The sequence below is a fragment of the Idiomarina xiamenensis 10-D-4 genome, assembly GCF_000299895.1.
GTDB lineage: Bacteria > Pseudomonadota > Gammaproteobacteria > Enterobacterales > Alteromonadaceae > Idiomarina > Idiomarina xiamenensis.
Map to the genome: position 1 here is coordinate 1 of NZ_AMRG01000006.1, position 20,720 is coordinate 20,720.

The following is a 20,720-nucleotide window of genomic DNA, read 5'->3' on the forward strand; positions in this document are numbered from 1 at the left end:
CTGTCATATTTGCTGTGCCGCAGCGGCCACGCGCAATAGCGGTTTGAGCATACGCCGGACGGTTAAAATGACGATCAGCACGTACAACAAAATAGAAAAAATAATCAGTAGCAAGGCAAACTTTGATAAGGGCTGTATGCGAGTCAATTGAAACAACGCTAACATGCGTTCACTGGTTGCTACCTGTAAACGATAATCGGCAAGCTCACCGCTTAATTGCATGCGTTCGACATAAAAATTGCGCTGCTGCAGGGTGTAATAAAAGCTTTTAGGTTGCGCAGAAGAATCCCCAGTAGCAGGTGCGAAAGCCGCGACCGGTACCGACGAGAAAGCCACCCTACCTTGCCGATCAATGATTTGATAAATCAAATCGTAAGGCAACACAGCGTAAATCCAAACGCTGTTATCGGTTTCTTCTGAAATACGCACCTGCGGCTGCCCATCTTCGTCCAAAAACACGTTATCGCTAAATAAGCTTAACTGTTCATGCATGATGTAGCGAATCAGTACCGGCGGGTTAAACATAAACAAGTAAACCAGCACCGCTCCTAACAGCAACGACTGCATCACCAGCACCACACCGACTAGACGCGCGGTTAAACTAACTCGCATGCATCGTCTCCGTCTGCAATTGGTAGCCGACTCCGCGTATGTTGGTTAACACCACCACCGACCCTAACGCCGATAGTTTTTTACGTAAGCGATGAATAACCACATCAAGAGCATTGGGTGTCACTGCATCCATTACCCCCCAAGCTGCATGCTCCAAAGCCTGACGACGCCTGACCCGAGAGCCATGTTGAGCGTCTTGCATCAACAATGCCATGATCTGCACTTCTGCGGGCGCCAACGACTGACAGTACTCGACACCGTCTTTTGCGCAGCAAAGTTCGGCGTGTTGCATACGCAATTCAAGGTCCTGCCAGCGTGGATCAAGCGAAACCGTTTGTGTCGGACGCCGCAACAACGCCTTAACCCGGGCGATCAACTCATCCATCGAAAACGGTTTAGCTAAATAATCATCGGCGCCATTATCCAAGCCCTGTACGCGATCATGGATCGTGCTCTGTGCGGTTAATACTAAACAGGGCAGCATGTTTCCACGTTGCCGGAGTTGCTTTAATAAACTCAAACCATCGCCGTCGGGTAAGCCACGGTCAAGGATCAGCACACCGTATTGCTGAGCCGCTAAGGTGTGTAATGCAGCGGCTTTATCCTGACAAACATCGGCGTACAACGATTGTTTTTTCAACGCGGCTAACACATGGTCGGCCAAACGTTGATTGTCTTCTACCAATAAAATACGCTGCATCGGCTGACTCTTTTATTTAATCAGTGCTAAAAGCGTTGTTTAAAAGCGGTACAAATAAATAAATGCTACCTGCCCTAGACCGGATTGGTCGACTATCGGGCTATCCTTAATATCACTGCCTAACTGCGTATAGGAAGCCGCGAACGAGAAGCGATGACGGCGGTCTAATTGGTAGTGAAATGCCACTTCAGCGCTATAATTTAAACTGGCATCAGCCGTATAAAAAGCGCGTTCAGGGGTCGCCTCTGCGGCGCTAACACCGTAGTAATAATCAACATAATCGTCATTCAGCCAAGTTAATTTCAACTTAGGCTCGATAGACCAATGCTGATTCATTGCGAAGGTTTTGCCGTAACTCAGGCTGGCTTGCAAACCCTCACTATGACTCATGGTATCGGTTAACAGTTCCGCGCTGAAATCACCGATAGCGGTTTGCCAAGTGGCTTGCGGCCCCAACCAAATACTAGCTTTGCGCTCTGCCATACCGGTTAATAGCCAAGAGTCTTCAGCTTCGTAGCCATCGCCTAAGGCAAACTTAGCACGCACGTTAAAGGAAACATCGGCAAACGACGCCAATTTAATGTCTAGGTTCGGGCCAATCAGTCGTAACCAACGATTTTCAGCATAAAGTACTGGAATAATGCGCGACTGCGAGTCATCACCTTGATATTCTTTTTGTTTAATACCAGCGCCGACTCCCAGCCCCCACTGGGTTTCTTGGCTGTCATCCTGTTGCGCTTGCGCGGGCGACAACATAAGAAAAGTCATCATAGCGGGAATGGTCAAACGACTAACCGAACAACGTAGCGTCATGGATACTGTCCTTTTTTATCGTCAATGAATTCGAATAGAGAAACAGTATTCCACGCCTTTTCTTACCGGATACTTACCCGCTCACAGGCAACCCTAAAATCGTTAACTGGGGTTTTATCTAGCTTGTTTGTCAAGCATGAATAGCTGCGCCAAGGTGTCTGTTATGGCCGCTTGCGAGGCTAGCTTGTCAGCCTTCTGCCAGCGCTGTTCGGCGCTTTGCAAGTAAGCATCAACCGCTGGCTGAAAAGCCTTGAGTTGCAGATTATTAAAGAAACTCAGTTGGTGGTCATTGCAGTCACGGTACGCCAACTGGTACTTAAGTACCTGTAAGTTTACTCCCAAAAGCCGCAGCTCTTTTTTCATATTGGTGCATAGCGATTGCATCGCTTGTAGGATCATTAACGGTAAACTATTCAGACTTTCGCCTAAGCTATCAGCATCCGGTAAGCAGTGTAGCACTTGCACTCGTTGCACAGGCGTTGCTTGCTCGCTGACTCGCTTTAGCAGCGAGCGATACAACTGCATCACACCTGACAACTGCTGTTGTAAGTGTTCACCGACAGCTTGGTCTGACAGCGCTGCCAATGGTCCTAACAACACATCTCCAATCCCGGCGATAACGATATTCACCTCATCGGCCTGCCGCCATAACTGCTCAAGCGTGGCTTCGCGTTGCCAACTGTCGGTTAACGAGACACTGTAGTGACGGGCATAATCCGCTTGTTGTGCTGCACTGGCTTGGCAGGTTAGCGCTACGCCGCTAACATCAACGTCAGCAGCCGCTAACATTGAAGCAATATAGCGGCCAAGCTGGGTATCGATATTCACCACTAACGCGGCTTTACTCATGTCATTCATCCGAGTGCGAAAAGAACGCCCAGTATGAATGCTTAATTCTTACCGAAAACTTTCGGGGACTAGATCAATATGCATTTGTCATAAAAAAGCCGCCGTTATCATGGATAACAGCGGCTTGTGACTATCGTCGTATATCGCTTAAGAATCAGCCTGTTGCTGCAATTTGCGCCATTGCCATTCGTTTTCCAAGGTTGCCTTGGGTTGCAACATGGCAAAGTCTAAATCAGCAATCTCATCACCAGACTTGAAGCGTTTAGCAAAATCAGGATTGGCTAAGGCTTTTTTTCCAATGGCGAACAGCGCTTCAGGAAACTGTTCAGCCAGATCGTCTAAATTATCTTCATCAATACCGCCATTAATGATCAGGGGTACATCAGAAACATGCTGCACGGTTTCAGCCAGACTGTGATCGCCATCTTTTAAGTGCTTACGATCGTAAGCGGTGTCGGTGGTGTGAATATAGTCAATCCCAGCAGCGACTAATTTGCTGACGATATGCTCGAAACCTTCTTCGCCCTCGGGCCACTGATAATCAGGGTCAGTGACGGTAATTTGGCTGATCCGAATACCGACAATAAAGTCGTCGCCAGCAGCCGATTTCGCGGCTTTGATGACGTCCTCAATAAACAATAGACGTTTGTTAAGGCTACCACCCCATTTATCTTCACGACGATTAAAGTAGTCGCTTAAAAACTCATTCAATAAATAACCGTTAGCGGCATGCAACTCGACGCCGTCGAAGCCCGCCTCTTTGGCCCGATTCACCGCGCCGATAAAGCCATTCATAACGATATCAAAGTGATGCTCGTTCATTTCTTCAGGTTCAGGCCAACCACCCTCAACCTCACCATATAAGCCCAGCGGTTCACCCTTGGGTTTGACACCACTAGGTGACACCGGCGTGTCGGTAAAGCGGTTGTATTGAAACTGAGCGCCAGCGTGCATCAACTGTAATATCATCTTGCAATCGTGCTCATGCACGCGGCTGACAATTTTTTTCCATGCGTCGGTTTGCGGCGCATCGCTAATGCCCGGCTGATTCTCGTAGCCTTGGCTAGCCTCTTTATCGGTATAGGTACCTTCGGTAATAATTAGTCCAAAGCCACCCTCGGCAAAGCGCTCGTAATAATCACCCATCAACTCGCTCGCCGATCCATCGGCTTCGGCGCTGGTACGCGTCATCGGGGCTACTACTAAACGATTCTTCAGCGAATGCTTGCCTATACTGTAATCATCGTACACCTGACTCATCCCGTTCTCCTTGTCGGTTACTCGAGTTGTCGGTTGGTCGAATTAGTGCTAACTCGATCATGACGGCGCAAACTGCGCGTTCGAGTATAGTTTTACCACGTCCGTTATACGCGCCAATAGCGCGTTCAGATTCATCAATTAGGCAAGAAAAGCGTTAATTCGTTCGATTTTACGCAAGTGTTTGCGGGCAAGACACCACCACCGCCGCTTTCTGCTTACGACTGCCAAAGCCAAAAGCACGGTTAAATGTCGCTATCGGAATCGGTAAATACTGGCGTTCTGAAGCCGATTGCCAGGGAAAGGTGTCTTGGTCTGGGTCATTGATATAAACAAACTGTTCGTCGGCGGCGCAAATCAAGACCCAGTGCGGTGCCTTAATACCATCAAAAACATAGGTGCTGATCAACGCAATCACCAGCTTATCGGCAGCTAAATCAAGGCGTAATTGCGCCACCGAATAATCGCCAATATGCATCGGCACACGCTGCTTTTGCAGCGCCATGATATCGGCTTCTTGAATGCGTGCCATGACTTGTTTTTTATCATCATTACGCACCGAATCCAGCAATACCGGGCCACTTTGACTGACATAGAGTTCGGCTTGCAAGCCACGCTTAAGCGCGGCTCGAGCTAACCCGTGCGGGCCGCAACCACCGTGGCCCGAGGTCATATAAATGGTCGTTGCCTCGCGCCAAATCTCTAATTCTTCGTGATAAGGGTCGTCGCTAGGTTGACCGTAATAAGTCAGCGCCATCAATAAACTGGCTGGGCCACAAGTAAAATCGGTACTTTGCGTCAACAACGGTACACGCCGGTCTTCACTATTTTCGCTGTGTTCATAACGCGGTAACAGCTTTTGCAAAATCAGTGCGTCGCTGTCGTCCTCGTAATATTCTGCGCGCATGTCCAAATCGAAGTAATGGTGACGATGATAAAGCGCCAACGCCGCCTGATTATCAACTTGCACCTCAAGCCGCATGAACAAGCAATGACGGTCATCGGCGACACGCTCGGCTTCGGCTAGCAAACAGGTGCCAATGCCTTGCCGTTGAAAATCAGGATCAACGGCCATCGAATATAGCCGCGCCAACTGCGTGCCCTGACGATAAATGACCAAGCAATAACCAACCACTTGCTGGTCAATTAAGGCCACAGCAAAGTCGCCAATATCTTGCTCGATAAAACGTTTGAAGCTGCGCTGACTGAGTCGATCGATGCTAAAGCAGCGCTGCTCAATGGCTACCAGCGCCTTGATGTGTTGGCGCTTAGCGCGAGTGACTTGCAACGCGGCGGGACGCTTTACGGCGGTTATCTGAATAGGTGTCATGTCGGTTACTCCAACACCCGAAAACAAGCGCTTACTTTAGACAAAACGGCGCTCCGCAACAAGTGATTTAACAGCAATGAAATCATGGCCTTAAGTTTATTTTTAGCCTATCTAGCCAATCCTTGAGAAAGACCATCGAGAAACGATCGGCAAATCCTGCAGGAAAACGTCGCAAAGTCGTGTCAGCGAAGTCGCTTTCTGCTAAACTAGCGCGCAATTTATTCTACACTGACGATTTGAGGTTCCTTCTGTGAGTAAGCAACGCGTGGATCAGCATAAACCCTCTTTAAGCTACAAAGATGCAGGTGTCGATATTGATGCTGGCAACGCTTTAGTCGAGCGCATCAAGGGTGTCACCAAACGTACCGCTCGCCCCGAAGTGATGGGCAGTATCGGTGGCTTTGGCGCGCTGTGCGAAATTCCTGAAGGCTACCGTAAGCCAGTATTGGTGTCTGGCACCGATGGCGTCGGTACCAAATTGCGCTTAGCCATTGACCTCAAGCAGCACAGTGGCGTTGGCATCGACTTGGTGGCGATGTGTGTTAACGACTTAATCGTACAAGGCGCCGAACCGCTGTTCTTTTTAGATTATTACGCCACCGGCAAACTGGATGTCGAGGTCGCTGCCGATGTCGTGACCGGTATCGGCGAAGGTTGCGAGCAATCAGGCTGTGCCTTGATTGGGGGTGAAACCGCCGAAATGCCCGGCATGTACGAGGACGGTGATTACGATTTAGCCGGTTTTTGTGTCGGTGTGGTAGAAAAAGACGACATCATCGACGGCAGTAAAGTGGCCGAGGGTGATGCGCTCATCGCTTTAGCCTCAAGTGGCCCACATTCAAACGGTTACTCATTGATCCGCAAAATCATTGAGGTCAGCGGTGCCGACTTAAGCTCTGATTTGCACGGCAAAACGCTGGCAGAACATTTAATGGCGCCTACCCGCATTTATGTGAAAGCGGTGTTAGAACTGATACGTCAACAACCCGTACACGCTATTTCGCACATTACCGGCGGTGGTTTCTGGGAGAATATTCCACGCGTATTACCGGATAATATGAAAGCCATCATCGATGGTAATAGCTGGGATTGGCCACCGATCTTCGATTGGTTGCAAGACAATGGTAATGTCAGTACTCACGAAATGTACCGCACCTTTAACTGTGGTGTCGGTTTGGTCATCGCACTGCCGCAAAGCGCCGCCGAACAAGCCATTACCATTTTGAATGAGCAAGGCCAACAAGCTTGGCAAATCGGTCATATCAGTGCTGCCGAAAGCGGCGAAGCTCAGGTCGACATTCGCGCTGACGAGCTGCGTTAATCATGAAGCGTCTGGTTATTCTGATTTCAGGCTCGGGCAGTAACATGGTTAATATTCACCAAGCTTGCGAGCGTGGTGAAATTGCTGCCGAAGTCGTCGCGGTGATTGCCAATAAAGCCGACGCCGGTGGTCTGCAAAAAGCCGCGGCGGCGGGTATCGGTCACACCGTGATTACGCCAGCCGCGACGACTACGACGCGGCCCTACAGCAATTAGTCGATAGCTACCAACCCGACTTGGTCGTGCTGGCTGGCTTTATGCGCATTTTGACCGCCGCATTCACTCGCCATTACACCGGCAAACTGCTGAATATTCATCCGTCCTTACTACCTAAATATAAAGGCATCAATACTCATCAGCGCGCGTTAGATGCCGGTGATGAAGAGCACGGTGTTAGTGTTCATTTTGTTACCGAAGAGCTGGATGGCGGACCGGTGATATTGCAGGCGAAAATACCCATTTTTGCCGGTGACGAGGCCGATGATTTACAGCAACGTGTACATGAGCAGGAATATCGCATTTATCCGCTGGTTATCCGCTGGTTCTGCGCCGATCGTCTACGCTTAGTTAATGAGCAAGTGCAGTTAGACGGTCAAACGCTTGGTGCGCAAGGCTATGCCGACGAATAACGGTCGCTTATTTTTGCAAAAAATAAGCTTAAAAAAAGATGGCCGCGGCCATCTTTTTTAATTATTGCTGCTGATAATCAACCAGCTCTAAAGTTGCTTGTTCGTCACCATCTTTCCATTGACGTAGTTTAACCAACACATAATTTAACGATGGCGCAAACCAATAATGGGTTTCACGTGAACTGTTTTCACGAATACGCTTGATCAAAATGGCGTCAACCTTGCCATAGGGCAAGTTTAAGTTTTCCACCCCATCGCGCACGAAAGTAAAGTGATCAAGACGGCCCTTGTCGTCGATAGCTTGATATTCAAAGCGCTGCTGTTCGCCATTAAGCAAATCTAGTTTAAGCTGATGCAACATACTTGACTCGTCCATCATGGGCACTTGCCATGGTATATCAAGTGGCTGCTGATCGGCCAAATTAATGATTTGTTGCTGCTGTTCGTCAAAGCGCGCGCTAAAGGCTTTATCACTACCTGTACCGGTACGCTTATAAGCAAACTCGCGGTTAATAACCGCACCGTCACGCACCACAAAGCTTGAGGTGAACTCGCGTTTATCGGACAAAATAAACCATGAGATATCGGTCAAGGTACGATAACGCCAAAGCTCCTTTCCTTGTCGCTGCAGTTCACGCTGAGCGTCACCATATTCGCTGCCGCCACGGGTTACCCGATAGCTAGCGTGAAAAGCTTGTAGTGTTTGTGCATCAGCGGCCGGCTCATTATCAGCGGCGGCCAATGCCGGTGTTACATTGCTAAACCATAGGCTGAGGGCGAGAGCAGACATCACCGTCACGCCAGTTATTTTTTTTACCATCATTGCTAGCGGCTTTGCAGACATCATCTTTCCTTTTTTGTCGGTAGCGGCCATCGGCTATAGCGATCATTATGCCGTTGCCGAGCGTAAGATAACAAGAGCGGCTCGGCAAAACGACCATGCTTGGCTATGAATGTTGACAGCGCATTTTAAACAAGCGTTCAAATTTCCCTTGAAATTGACCGCAACGTGATCTACTTTTGCCATATTCTACTGGTCTGACCTCTAACAATGGAGTTAATTATGAGCGTCGCACTTTGGATTGTTGCTACCGTACTTGCGGCAGCGGCACTCATTTATCATCGCACCACTCTGCGCACCTTCAGCGCGGGTATGGTGGTCATGTTCGCATTGGGCACCGTCATGGGCGTGGTAGGCCCTGTGCTGTGGGTCATCTTGGTGGTGCTGTTATTACCGTTAAACATCACTCCGCTACGTCAGGCGCTGCTGACTAAACCGTTGCTGACGATGTATCGTAAAGTCACGCCGGAAATGTCTGACACCGAAAAAGACGCCATTGACGCCGGTACCGTGTGGTGGGAAGGCGAATTATTCCGCGGCAACCCCAATTGGAATACCCTGCACAACATTCCAAAAGCGCGCTTATCCAAAGAAGAGCAAGCATTTTTAGACGGCCCAGTGGAAGAAGTCTGCAAAATGCTGAACGATTGGGAAACGACGCATTCGTTAGCCGATATGCCGCCAGAAGTTTGGCAATATTTGAAAGATAATAAATTCTTTGCCATGATCATCAAAAAAGAATTCGGTGGTCTGGAATTTTCGGCCTATGCGCAATCGCGCGTACTGCAAAAGTTAGCCGGTGTCAGCACCGTGTTAGCCAGTACCGTCGGTGTACCTAACTCGTTAGGTCCGGGCGAACTGTTGCAACATTATGGCACCGAAAAGCAACAGCAACATTATCTACCGCGCTTGGCCCGCGGTGAAGAGATCCCCTGCTTTGCATTAACCAGTCCCGAAGCCGGTTCTGATGCGGGTGCAATCCCCGATAGTGGCGTCGTTTGTAAAGGCGAGTGGAACGGCGAAGAAATCGTCGGTATTCGTTTAAACTTTAACAAGCGCTACATCACTTTAGCGCCAGTTGCCACCGTCATCGGTCTGGCCTTTAAAATGTACGACCCCGATGGTCTGTTGGGTAAAGAGAAATCGCTAGGTATCACCTGCGCCTTGATTCCACGCGATACTAAGGGTTTAGATATCGGCCGCCGCCATTTTCCACTGAACGTGCCGTTTATGAATGGCCCTATCCGCGGTGAAGACATTTTTGTGCCTCTGGATTACATCATCGGTGGTGCCGATATGGCCGGTAAAGGTTGGCGTATGCTGGTTGAATGTTTGTCAGTAGGTCGTGCCATTACACTACCGTCAAACAGTGCCGGCGGCGTAAAAACCTTAGCACTAGCAACCGGCGCTTATTCGCGCATCCGTCGTCAGTTTAAATTACCGATCGGTAAGATGGAGGGCGTTGAAGAGGCGCTAGCCCGTCTAGGCGGTAACGCTTACCTGATGGACGCCGTCACCACCTTATCGACAACCGGTATTGATGTCGGCGAAAAGCCTAGCGTGATTTCAGCAATCGCCAAATATCACATGACCGAAAAATTACGTGCTTGCATGGATGACGCCATGGATGTGCACGGCGGTAAAGGTATTTGCTTGGGTCCCAATAACTACTTAGGTCGTGGTTATCAGGGCGTACCCGTGGCGATTACCGTAGAGGGTGCTAACATTCTGACCCGTAGTATGATGATTTATGGTCAGGGTGCAATTCGCTGTCATCCTTATGTACTGGAAGAAATGGAAGCCGCCAGCGAGAAAAGTTCGCAAGGCTTAAAACGCTTCGACCGAGCCATCTTTGGTCATATCGGTTTTGCTGCCAGTAACTTTATGCGTTCGTTGTTCTTTGGTCTGGGTGGTCATCACTTCAGTAGCGCGCCGGCCAGCGACAGCAGCAAAACCTATTACAAACAGATGAACCGTTTTAGCGCTAACTTAGCATTGTTATCTGACGTCGCTATGGGCGTGTTAGGTGGTTCACTGAAACGTAAGGAACGTATTTCAGCTCGCTTAGGCGATATGTTGAGCTACTTGTACTTAGGCTCGGCGGTACTGAAGCGTTTTCACGACGAAGGCCGTTTGCAAGAAGACCAAGTGCTCATGCACTGGGCTATGCAAGATACCCTGTACCGCTTGCAAGAAGCACAGTTAGAACTGCTGGCTAACTTTGGTGGCATCGGTAGCGTGATGAAAGCCATCATGTTCCCGTTTGGGCGTATCGTACACCGTCCGTTAGATACCACCGATCACAAAGTGGCCGCTATTCTGACCAGTCCAAATGCTAGCCGTGAGCGCTTAGGTCAGGGGCAGTTCTTGGCTGTTGAAGGGCTGCACGGCGAACTGGAACAGACCCTACGCGACATGATTGCCGCCGAACCGCTGTACGACAAAATCTGTAAAGCGGCGGGCAAGCGCTTTAGCTTCACACAATTGGATAAGTTGGCGCAAACCGGCAAAGAGCTGGGTGTGTTAAGTGACGACGACGTGGCGCTGTTCGAGCGTGCCGAGAAAGGTCGTTTAAAAACCATCAATGTCGACGATTTTGACCATGCCGAATTAATGGCGGGTGCGGCAGCAGTGGCCTATGCAGAACGTCAAAAAAAGGCCGATGAACAGGCTGCATAAGCTTTCCCTGCTAACTATTAGTTGTTGATAAAACGGCGCTTTTTACAAAGCGCCGTTTTTTATTGTCGACAATTCTGTGTACAATTCGGCGCTGATATTTTTATTAGGGAGCCATCAGGCATGACCAATTCAGCGCCACAGCCTTCACCCCCCAATCAGCAACGCGGTTGGTTTACGCGTTTTTTAGATAGCGTCGAGTGGTTAGGGAATCTATTACCCCACCCAATCACCCTATTCGCGTTATTCTGTTTATTCATTCTGGTTGCCAGCGGTGTTGCCGCTTATTTTAACGTCAGCGCCATCGATCCGCGTGATGGCAGTACCGTGATCGAAGCCGTCAGTCTACTTAACGCCGAGGGCCTACAGCGCATCGTCACCCATTTAGTCACCAACTTTACCGGCTTTACCCCCTTGGGAACGGTATTAGTCGCGCTATTGGGGGTGGGTGTGGCCGAACGTTCCGGCTTGATTTCGGCCGCCATGCGCGGCTTGGTGATGAAAGCACCACCACGCATGATCACCTTGGTGGTGGTGTTCGCCGGGGTGGTTTCTAATACCGCCGCCGAGTTGGGTTATGTGGTATTGATCCCGCTAGCAGCGATGATATTCCACGGCTTAGGGCGTCATCCACTGGCCGGTCTAGCCGCCGCGTTTTCGGGGGTTTCGGCCGGTTACAGCGCTAATCTGTTGATTGGTACCGTCGATCCGCTGTTATCGGGTATTACCGAAGCAGCCGCCAATATTATCGACCCCGATTACACCGTCGGCGCCGAGGCGAACTGGTTCTTTATGATGATCAGTACCTTCATGATCGCCATCATGGGGGCGTTTGTCACCGATAAGATCGTCGAACCCAAGTTGGGTCAATATGACCCTAGCGAAGCCACCATTGAACTCGACCAACAGACCATGGAAAAGCTCAGCAGCGCCGAGAAAAAGGGCTTGTTGTATGCTGGCTTCTCGTTTTTGCTGATCATGGCGCTGCTCGCCTTAACGGTAGTGCCGGAATGGGGTATTTTGCGTCATCCGGAAACTAATGAAGTAGCCGGTTCGCCGTTCCTGAAAGGTGTGGTCGCCTATATTTTTATTAGCTTCGCCATTCCTGGCTTTGTCTATGGCCGGGTTACCCGTAGCATGAAGAATGATCGCGACGTTATCGACGCCATGTCGCACAGTATGAGCACCATGGGCATGTACATCGTACTGGTGTTTTTTGCCGCTCAGTTCGTTAACTTTTTCAAGTGGACCAATTTTGGCACCATTTTCGCCATCAACGGCGCTGAGTTTTTAACCCAGATGGGTCTGACCGGACCGCTGGTATTCCTGTTCTTTATTATGATTTGTGGTTTCGTCAACCTGATGCTCGGCTCGGCGTCGGCACAATGGGCCATTACCGCACCGATTTTTGTCCCCATGCTCATGCTCATTGGCTACGCTCCCGAAGTCATTCAAGCCGCTTACCGTATTGGTGACTCGGTCACTAACGTGATCACCCCGATGATGAGTTACTTTGGCTTGATTCTGGCGGTTGCAACACGTTACAAGGGCAACTTGGGTATCGGCACGCTGGTCGCCATGATGCTGCCCTACTCGATGATTTTCTTCATTGGCTGGACCGCCTTATTCTTCATTTGGGTTTTTGGCTTTGGTCTTCCGGTAGGCCCCGGCTCGCCAACCTATTACGGCTAATACCCACTCACGCACAACGGCAGCTAACGTTAACCGTTTAACATCACCTGCACTTGCTGGTCTTGCAAACGAAATTCGATGGTTACCGCCAGTTGTTTAGCAATATTTGCCACAATGCTCATACCTAAACCGCTACCGGGACGATCTAACTGGCGACCCCGATAAAAACGGTCAAAGACCCTGTCGGCATCGATTTCGGCGGCGTTATCAACTTGATTGTTAACCACCAATTGATAGCCATCTAAGTCGCCTCGCCGAGTTGTCTTGCGTAACGTCACCGTCACCGTACTGTCGCGCTCGGCATACTTGAGAGCGTTGTCGAGCAAGTTGCTTAACATCAGACGCCAGGCTTGCGCATCAGACTCTATTTGACAATGTTGTGGCACATCGGCGACAAGTTGCAAACCGGCCAACTCAAAATTGGCATAGTAACTGGCTAAACTCTCGCGTGTTAGCGCCGCCAAATTAAAACGCTGAAACTGCCGTTGAGTTTGCTCTGCCCGCGCTAACACCAGTAGTTGCTGAACTAAATCGATCAACCGCTGAGTACTCAACAACGCCGCCGCCACCGCTTTGCCCTCAGCGGCGTTACTCGGCTGCAATTGTTGTAACTGTGCTTTAAGCGCCGCTAATGGTGTACGCAATTCATGTGCAGCATCAGCCGAAAATCGGCGTTCACGAACAAACGCTTGTTCCGTGCGGCTTAAATAACTGTTGACGGCATTCACCACCGCACCCACTTCGTCACTATTATCTAGCTGCTGGATCGGTGAATAGTCGTCACTGCGCCGGTCACGAAGGTGAGTAGCAACCCGGCTAAAATGGTAAAAGAAGTAGTTCACCAACCAGCGGCACGCCCACAAAACAAAGGGCAATAGCACCACGATCGGCACCAGGGTATCGACGGCTAAATCAATACGTAATTCACCACGAAACGAATCTTCTTGCATCACCACGACTCGAAAATCGTGCGCAGCGTTGGCCATGCCAAAGGCATACCAATAATCACCATCGACAGCAAACTGACTGAACCCGGGCTGGAACGGTAGCTCTGCCGGAGCAGGAATACCGTCACTACTTAACAATAAGTCGCCACTGGCGGTTTCTACCCGAAACGCCAATTTGTTTTCATAAGGGTGCGCCAACTGTTGTGCATGTTTGAGCCAGCGCGGCTGTTGCCGCAAACTGTCCGCCGACTGCTGCGCTAACGCAACCGCCAACAAGCCATCCAACACACGCGCCTGCTGCACCAGTTCAGCGTCAAAAAGTTCATTAACTTCATGCTTGATTTCAAAGTAAATCCAGATAGAACTGAGTAAACTAGCACTGATAAATAACGTCGATACGGCGACGATAATACGGCGCCGCATGGAGCGCATTTTGCTACGAATACGTTCGATCAATCGCATGAAAAACGGTAGCCTATGCCGCGAATAGTCTCGATCCAGTCTTTATGCTTCAATTTCTTACGTAAATTATGAATGTGTACCTCAAGCGCGTTACTCTCTAACGGCGTTTCATCATGATGCAACTGCCGCTCTAGCTGTTCACGACTAAATACCCGGCGTTGCTGGCTCACCAGTAGTTGCAATAAATCAAACTCACGACGCGATAAGCGCACCGGATCATCGGCGACCCAAACCTCATGACTATTCACATTCAGGCGCAGCGAACCGACCTGAATTTCGGCGCTGGCGTGGCCGCCGCGGCGCCGATACAGGGCACGTAAGCGAGCCGCCAGCTCATTTAAGTCAAACGGCTTGGTAACGTAATCATCGGCGCCACTATCTAACGCCTGTACGACTTGGTCGGTTTCATCTCGGGCAGTCAAAATCATGACAGGCAACGCCAATTGCTTACGCCGTACGCTTTGCAAAACACGCTGACCATCAATGTCAGGCAAGCCCAGATCAAGAATCAGCAACTGATACTCTTGCCGCTGTAACTCGCCAATAGCTGCTGCCCCACTACGTACCCAGGTGATCTGGAAATCGCGTTCGGTAAGACCAATTTCGATAGCCTGCCCCAACCATTTGTCATCTTCGACCAACAGTACATCCATATTAACGCCGCCGTTTGTTGATGCGTTTGTTCACTTTTTCTTGCAACGCTTGAATTTCTTTTTGCCGTTCACTATCGGCTAACTCGCGACCCGGACGAGGTGCCGCCGCCGCTGCCGCCGTCAAATATTTTGCCGCTTTTTGATATTCGCCGTCTTCATACAAAAAGTCAGCATAAAAATAATTCGCATCGATGCCGGTTGGGTTGATGGTTAATGCCTGCTTGAGTAATTGCTCAGCTTTATCGTCATCACCAAAACCAAATGGCCAACCGGGTACTTTATAATATAGCGTACCTAAACTGGTGTAGGCAGATCCTTCTAACGCTTGGTCATCGATGGTCATGGCGTGCTCTAACGAGGCTTTTGCCGCCTCAGCTAGGTCTAACGCGCCTAAACCGCCCACGACCCCCGCTTCGGTACTCAATACAATACCTTGCCAAATATAGGCCGCCGCATTATCAGGGTAAGCCGTCACTAATTGTTTAGCACGTTCGGCTAACTGTTCAAACTCATCTTCTTGCGCGTCGTCCTGCAACTGATAATTGGCAACCGCCCAGTCCTGTTGCAAATTGGCCAGTTGCGCGGCAAAGTCATCCGCCGTTTGCGCCCATGTTGTGGTCGGAAATATTAACGCCGCGGATAAAGTCAGTGCTAACGATGTTACTGATAAATTGATGGTTCTCATAAACGTTTCTCCTGCTGTAAACGTTGATAGATGGCTAGCGGCTTACGCATACTGCCGTCGACCCAAGCCGATTGCAGTTGATTCAGCCACACGTAAAAACGCTCTGGCCAGCCAAAAACTTGTTCGTAGCGGCCGCCGTCAAGTTGCCGCACAATACGTTTTGCCACTTGCTCCGGGGCATCGGCACGACTACCAGTTTGTTCATTCACTTGCTGTACGGTGTCACTATTAAAAGCCGTCGCAATCGCACGTGGAGCGCAATAGAACACTTGTATCGTGGTATCTTGCAACTCGCGCCGTAACGCTTGCGAAAATCCACGCAAACCGAATTTACTGGCGCAATAGCTGACTTGTCCCGGATAGCCCAAGGCGCCAAACACCGAACCGATGTTTAACAACAACGCTTGTGGTTGTTGTTGCAGCCACGGCAGTAACGCGTGCGTTAACCGTATTGGCGTCAATAAGTTGGTTTGTAGCAATTGTTCAATGGCGTCAATATCACTATCGATAAACAACTGATCGCTCGCTAACGCAGCGTTATTAATCAGACCCGTTACCGCGGTAGTCTGCTGCTCAATATAATCCATCAACTGCAGCGCAGCGGTCGGGGCATTAATATCCAATACCAAATACTGTTGTTGTAGCCGCTGCGCTAAGGCAGCTAATTTGTCGCTTTGCCGACCAATCAGGGTCAGCTTAGCGCCACGCTCGCTGAGTGCCGTCGCCAACGCTTGTCCAAGCCCGCCACTGGCGCCACTTAGCAGCAGATGTTGGCGTTGCCAATCAATGTGATTGCTCATAAACACCTCGTAGTCAGGTCGCTAATACGGTCAATTAAGCCGGTAAACGGCGAAACATGTCGCCATACAGGCGATAAACTCGACTAGCGGTAGTGACAATGGCCGCTTGCGCAGCTTGGTCCTGTAAACGGTCCATCAACTGCCGAAAGAAATCGACGTGTTCAACATCTAACGAGCCGTGCGAACGCAAATAGCTGAACGCCGTATTAGGCAGTCCCAGCTGTTGCTGAATTTGCCCGGCAGCCTGTGTGGCTAAGGCGACGCTGGTGCCCTCAAGGACATGCGCCATGCCAAAAAATGCCGCCGGATGTTGGCGTTGAATTCGGTCATAAACATAGGCCACCATTAATTCGGTACTGATATCTGGCTGGCCGTTGCGAACCGCGTCGACATCACCGCCAAGCGCTTTGATATCGTTTAAAATCCATTGTTCGTGACCATACTCTTCGTCGATATACTCGACGATTGCTTTACGCAACCACTCCTGCTCGTCGACCATGCGTGAACCGGCTGCCATCAGCAAAGGCACGGTATGTTTAACGTGATAATAAGCCTGCGTTAAAAAACCCAGATAGCGAGTTTCAGTGACCTTGCCTTGCAGCGCTTCGGTGATTGCGGGTGCGCTTAGCAAATAAGCTTTATCAGCCGCGGTTTGTTCACATAACTGTTGAAAAAATGCCATACCACACTCCTTACAGGATTAACGCGACAACGAGGCTTCATCAAGGCGGCTACTCAGAGCGCCTTGTGAATCACTCAAGCGTTGATAAAAATCGTCAATAACCGGCTGATACTGCTGTAAAATTGCTTTGCGGCGAATACGCCCGTTACTGGTCAGTAAACCGTTCTCCAAGGTAAAAGGCTCGGCCGTTGCCAGCCAACCGATTAGCCGCGCATAATCGGGTAAACGCCGATTGAGTAGCGCTAACGCCTGCTCAATATCAACCTCGCTGGCACCCGCCGCCGGCGTGATCAGCGCCATCAGGCCCACCTGTCCATCGCCAGCGACCAATAGTTGTCGCCACTGTTGAAAGCTAGCCGCTTCGCTTTCGATCCATTCTGGCGATACATTGCGACCATAGCCGGTGATCAATAAACTTGAGCAGCGGCCTTGTACATATAGGTAGCCATCATCGTCCAAACGACCCAAATCACCGGTTGACCACCACTCCGGCGCAACAGGCTGATTGAGGTAGCCTTGCATCACGTTCCCGCTGACCCAGATTTGGCCCTCATCATCAATGCGCACCTGACAGTGCGGCAACGGCCGTCCTACACTGCCCAAGCGCGACTGCCCCGGTGCGTTCAATGCCACTACCGACGCACACTCGGACAATCCGTAGCCTTGATAAAGCGGTAGACCAAGGGCTTGCGCCTGTTGCAATAAATGCGTCGCAATGGCGGCACCGCCGACGGCAATAAAGCGAAAATCGCTGGCTTGCAACTGTTGTTGCGCGGTTGCAGCTATCAAGACTTGTGCGATTTGTGGTGTACAAATTAGGCTTTCTGGCCGATGCTGCCGTAAACAACCGATAAACTGTTGCAGATTCAGCTGTGACGACCCCTGCAATCCCAATTCAGCCTGACTCGGCAGCACCACCTCGGCACCCAAATACAGCGCTAACCAAACACCGGCAATATTTTCTAATAACACCGCCAGTGGCATGGTGACTAAATGACGCTGGGCTAACTGGCTAGGCACTATGCTGGCAATACTGACCAGTACTCGCTGCAATTGCGCATCAGCCAGGCAAACGCCTTTTGGCGCCGCACTACTACCCGACGTATAGGTGATTTTGGCAGCCGCACTAGCGATACTCGGGTAATCGCGCCGATAAACCTGAAAACCGGGCAGGTTGGACCAACGCTGAGCAGTTGGCCATTGTTCATTCAACAATAGGTCGACAGACGCCACATCAGTGATCAATAGGTCGATATCGGCGTCCTGCATCAGCGCTTGCTGCTGCGCTACGGTAAAAAAGCTGGGAATAGGCACCACGGTGCGACCCGCCATGGTCGCCGCCAAATCGATCAGCACCCACTGCACGCTATTACTGGCCAGCAAGCCAAGCCGATAGCGCGGCTCTTGGTTAAAACGCTCGGCAAGCTGACTCAGCAGCTCCCATAAGGCCTGATAGCTAAGCTGTTGCTGACTATCACGCAGCGCTATTTGTGAGGGTTTAGAGCGCGCCCAAGTACGCAAGCGGTCGTGCAATAATTGCGTTAGCATGCGACTGACTCCCAATGTCCACTAGCATGACCACTGATGACCTGTTCGTCCTGATGGCGGTCGTCCGGCTGTGACATTCGGTCAGACACCTTGCCTAACAAGAAGTGTCCATCGCACAGACGACCGGCCATGACTTGCGGCTGACTTTGGTAATAATCACCCCAACGCGCCACGCTATCGCCGGACAATGCATCGGCTGAGGCGTCAGCGAGGCGCTGCAGCGGTAGCTGTAAATGCTTAAGAAAGCGACGTAAAGGAGCGGTGGCAGTAAAGATCAACGCTTGCTTTTGTTGCTGCGTTAAATAACACACGATAGCACTCACTAACGGTGCAAGGTCACGCGGACGCAAACAAGCCATGGAGCCGACTTCTGCCAATTGCTGTCGTTGTGCAACAATACCGTGTGCGGCTAGCGTATCTTGAATGGTGTTGGGCAAATAACATTCGCTGAACAACGGACGTTCATCGGCATATTGAATCGCGCAAGCAGCAATTAACTGACGTTGCTGATCTCTTACAACCAATATGCGCCGAGGTAATTCATGCAAACACGCGTTAAACTTCATCCAGTAACGCTGGCAAATAAATTGCTCGACCGATTGCCGTTCGGCATGATCAGGTTCAATGATGTGCGCGGTTAATGGCGCGTAGTTAGGAACAGTCAGTACTACGTTTGTCATCAGGACGACCTCTTTGTCCACTCGATGATGACAATTTAAGGGGTAATACTTAAGGAAAGCTTAATAGTTTATTAAGGAATCAATATTGTGAATTCCATTAAAAGTTCCATAAAGGGTTAAAATTGATTAAAAAACCCGCACTAAAAATTCAGCGCGGGCTTTAAGATTTTGATAAATCTGAATTTTAAATTAATGCGAGTTAAGCAATAGCCGGTTCCGGTTTACGCATTAAACTGTAGCACAGCACCGCCACCAAACCACAACCACCAATAGCGAACAGCATGGCGTAATGATGCAGGTCACCTAAGTGATTGACCAACGCCGAGACAATACCTGCTATCAGAAACTGTAAGCTACCCGTTACCGCCGAGGCCGAGCCGGCTCGCTGCGCCTGCTCAGCTAACGCGCCAGCCATGGCATTTGGAAACACCAAACCTAAGTTAGCAATATATAAAAATAGCGGTACTAAGATGACCCAAAAACCCGCGTCCATTGCCGCTACCCATAACGCCAAAACAGAAATCAATGCCAACATCGGTAACGATACATTTAAAATTTTGCGTGGGCTGTAACGAGTCACTAACCAGCCATTAATTTGCGAAAAGCCAATAATACCCACCGCGTTGATACCAAATAGCCAGCTATAGTGTTCTGAACTGAGTTTAAAATATTCTAAAAATAGATTCGGCGAAGCGGTGATGTAAGCAAATAAACCCGCTTGCGCGATGCCGCCGGTTAACGAGAAGCGTAAAAAGCTGGGATCTTTCAGGATTTGCCAATAAGTTGGCAAGCTATTGCGCATGCGGACATCGTAGTTACGCGCTCGCGTCTCTGGTAAGACAAAGTGCACGGTTGCTAAACAACCCACGCCAAGCACCGCCACCACCACAAAGATGCCCTGCCAACCCAATACTGCGGCAACGTAAGCACCTAACAATGGCGCCAAAATGGGTGCCACACCCATGACTAAGATCAAAAACGAAAATACCCGCGCCGAGGCCTGCGGACTATACAGGTCACGCACCATAGCCCGGGCGATAACAATCCCGGCGCAAGCGCCTAATGCTTGTAAAAAGCGCAGCACGATCAACACCGTTAAGTTGGGTGCGTAAGCACAAGCTATCGAGGTAATGATGTAGACCACTAAACCTAAATACAGCGGCGGCTTACGACCAAATTTATCGGTTGCCGTGCCATACAGTAACTGGCCAATAAATAAACCAAAAAAGAATGCCGTTAAAGACAACTCGACCTGCTGTGTCTGTGCTTGGTAACTGGCAGCAATGGCATCAAATACCGGCAGATACATGTCGATCGACAACGGCGCAAAAGCCGTCAATAGCGCTAAAATAATGACGGTTAAATCAAACCGTGCGGTATCCGATACGCTATGCTTCATGCCGACTCCTTATGCTGAACAACAAGCTTGCCGCCCACCGAACTAAAAGCTCGGTAGCCAACGCTAAATAAATTGAGGTAGACCGCTTATTGTACGCTAAAACCTGAACAACAGCAATTAGTTAGCAAGATAACTAAATTAAATA

The 20,720-nt window shown here is 50.0% G+C and carries 18 protein-coding genes and 1 pseudogene; 4 read left to right on the forward strand and 15 right to left on the reverse strand.

Annotated features, from left to right (window positions below; all coding sequences use genetic code 11):
* Positions 1–3: 3 nt before the first annotated feature.
* The 6 genes from A10D4_RS05765 to rimI all read right to left on the reverse strand — a co-directional run bounded on the left by A10D4_RS05765 (position 4) and on the right by rimI (position 5,561).
* On the reverse strand, positions 4–612 hold the full coding sequence (locus A10D4_RS05765; RefSeq protein WP_008488322.1) for a hypothetical protein: 609 nt from the start codon (positions 610–612) through the stop codon (positions 4–6).
* Positions 602–1,312, reverse strand: a complete 711-nt coding sequence (locus A10D4_RS05770; protein WP_008488323.1) for a response regulator transcription factor — start codon at positions 1,310–1,312, stop codon at positions 602–604. Before A10D4_RS05770 ends, A10D4_RS05765 begins: the two co-directional genes overlap by 11 nt.
* 39 nt (positions 1,313–1,351) lie before the next feature.
* Entirely contained in the window at positions 1,352–2,125 is a 774-nt protein-coding gene (locus tag A10D4_RS05775) for a MipA/OmpV family protein (RefSeq protein WP_008488324.1), read from the reverse strand.
* 114 nt (positions 2,126–2,239) lie between these two features.
* Positions 2,240–2,974 (reverse strand): SDR family oxidoreductase, encoded by a 735-nt coding sequence (locus A10D4_RS05780; RefSeq protein ID WP_008488325.1) that lies wholly within the window; start codon positions 2,972–2,974, stop codon positions 2,240–2,242.
* A 147-nt stretch (positions 2,975–3,121) separates the two neighbouring features.
* Complete coding sequence (locus A10D4_RS05785; RefSeq protein WP_008488326.1) at positions 3,122–4,234, reverse strand: NADH:flavin oxidoreductase; 1,113 nt, start codon at positions 4,232–4,234, stop codon at positions 3,122–3,124.
* Between the two features lie 169 nt (positions 4,235–4,403).
* A complete protein-coding gene (rimI, locus tag A10D4_RS05790) occupies positions 4,404–5,561 on the reverse strand; it encodes a ribosomal protein S18-alanine N-acetyltransferase (protein WP_008488327.1) in 1,158 nt (385 codons plus the stop codon).
* Positions 5,562–5,826: 265 nt separating this feature from the next.
* Between rimI and purM the strand changes: the two genes are divergently transcribed.
* Positions 5,827–6,882, forward strand: coding sequence for a phosphoribosylformylglycinamidine cyclo-ligase (gene purM, locus A10D4_RS05795; protein ID WP_040502633.1), 1,056 nt, complete (start codon positions 5,827–5,829; stop codon positions 6,880–6,882).
* Between the two features lie 2 nt (positions 6,883–6,884).
* Positions 6,885–7,510: pseudogene (purN, locus tag A10D4_RS05800) on the forward strand (phosphoribosylglycinamide formyltransferase).
* Between the two features lie 61 nt (positions 7,511–7,571).
* Here purN and A10D4_RS05805 read toward each other — a convergent pair.
* The gene (locus tag A10D4_RS05805) at positions 7,572–8,357 is read right to left on the reverse strand and encodes a DUF3108 domain-containing protein (protein ID WP_192811510.1); all 786 of its coding nucleotides are present in this window, start codon (positions 8,355–8,357) and stop codon (positions 7,572–7,574) included.
* 216 nt (positions 8,358–8,573) lie between these two features.
* Here A10D4_RS05805 and fadE point away from each other — a divergent pair, with 216 nt between their 5' ends.
* Entirely contained in the window at positions 8,574–11,030 is a 2,457-nt protein-coding gene (fadE, locus tag A10D4_RS05810; protein WP_008488333.1) for an acyl-CoA dehydrogenase FadE, read from the forward strand.
* Between the two features lie 120 nt (positions 11,031–11,150).
* Entirely contained in the window at positions 11,151–12,719 is a 1,569-nt protein-coding gene (locus A10D4_RS05815; protein ID WP_008488334.1) for an AbgT family transporter, read from the forward strand.
* Between the two features lie 29 nt (positions 12,720–12,748).
* Here the strand turns inward: A10D4_RS05815 and A10D4_RS05820 are convergent, their stop codons facing one another.
* The 8 genes from A10D4_RS05820 to A10D4_RS05855 all read right to left on the reverse strand — a co-directional run bounded on the left by A10D4_RS05820 (position 12,749) and on the right by A10D4_RS05855 (position 20,575).
* The gene (locus A10D4_RS05820) at positions 12,749–14,128 is read right to left on the reverse strand and encodes an ATP-binding protein (protein ID WP_008488335.1); all 1,380 of its coding nucleotides are present in this window, start codon (positions 14,126–14,128) and stop codon (positions 12,749–12,751) included.
* Positions 14,119–14,781: a response regulator gene (locus A10D4_RS05825; RefSeq protein ID WP_008488337.1), complete on the reverse strand. Its 663-nt coding sequence runs from the start codon at positions 14,779–14,781 to the stop codon at positions 14,119–14,121. The genes A10D4_RS05820 and A10D4_RS05825 overlap by 10 nt, the downstream gene beginning before the upstream one ends.
* Position 14,782: 1 nt before the next feature.
* Positions 14,783–15,466 carry a tetratricopeptide repeat protein gene (locus A10D4_RS05830; protein WP_008488339.1) on the reverse strand — a complete coding sequence of 228 codons (684 nt, stop codon included), beginning with the start codon at positions 15,464–15,466 and terminating at the stop codon, positions 14,783–14,785.
* Positions 15,463–16,266 (reverse strand): SDR family oxidoreductase, encoded by an 804-nt coding sequence (locus A10D4_RS05835; RefSeq protein ID WP_008488340.1) that lies wholly within the window; start codon positions 16,264–16,266, stop codon positions 15,463–15,465. The genes A10D4_RS05830 and A10D4_RS05835 overlap by 4 nt, the downstream gene beginning before the upstream one ends.
* Before the next feature lie 34 nt (positions 16,267–16,300).
* Positions 16,301–16,948 carry an iron-containing redox enzyme family protein gene (locus A10D4_RS05840; RefSeq protein ID WP_008488341.1) on the reverse strand — a complete coding sequence of 216 codons (648 nt, stop codon included), beginning with the start codon at positions 16,946–16,948 and terminating at the stop codon, positions 16,301–16,303.
* A gap of 18 nt (positions 16,949–16,966) precedes the next feature.
* Positions 16,967–18,496 (reverse strand): AMP-binding protein, encoded by a 1,530-nt coding sequence (locus tag A10D4_RS05845; protein WP_008488342.1) that lies wholly within the window; start codon positions 18,494–18,496, stop codon positions 16,967–16,969.
* Positions 18,490–19,176 (reverse strand): thermostable hemolysin, encoded by a 687-nt coding sequence (locus A10D4_RS05850; RefSeq protein ID WP_008488343.1) that lies wholly within the window; start codon positions 19,174–19,176, stop codon positions 18,490–18,492. Before A10D4_RS05850 ends, A10D4_RS05845 begins: the two co-directional genes overlap by 7 nt.
* A gap of 199 nt (positions 19,177–19,375) precedes the next feature.
* Complete coding sequence (locus tag A10D4_RS05855) at positions 19,376–20,575, reverse strand: multidrug effflux MFS transporter (protein ID WP_008488344.1); 1,200 nt, start codon at positions 20,573–20,575, stop codon at positions 19,376–19,378.
* Positions 20,576–20,720: the final 145 nt, after the last annotated feature.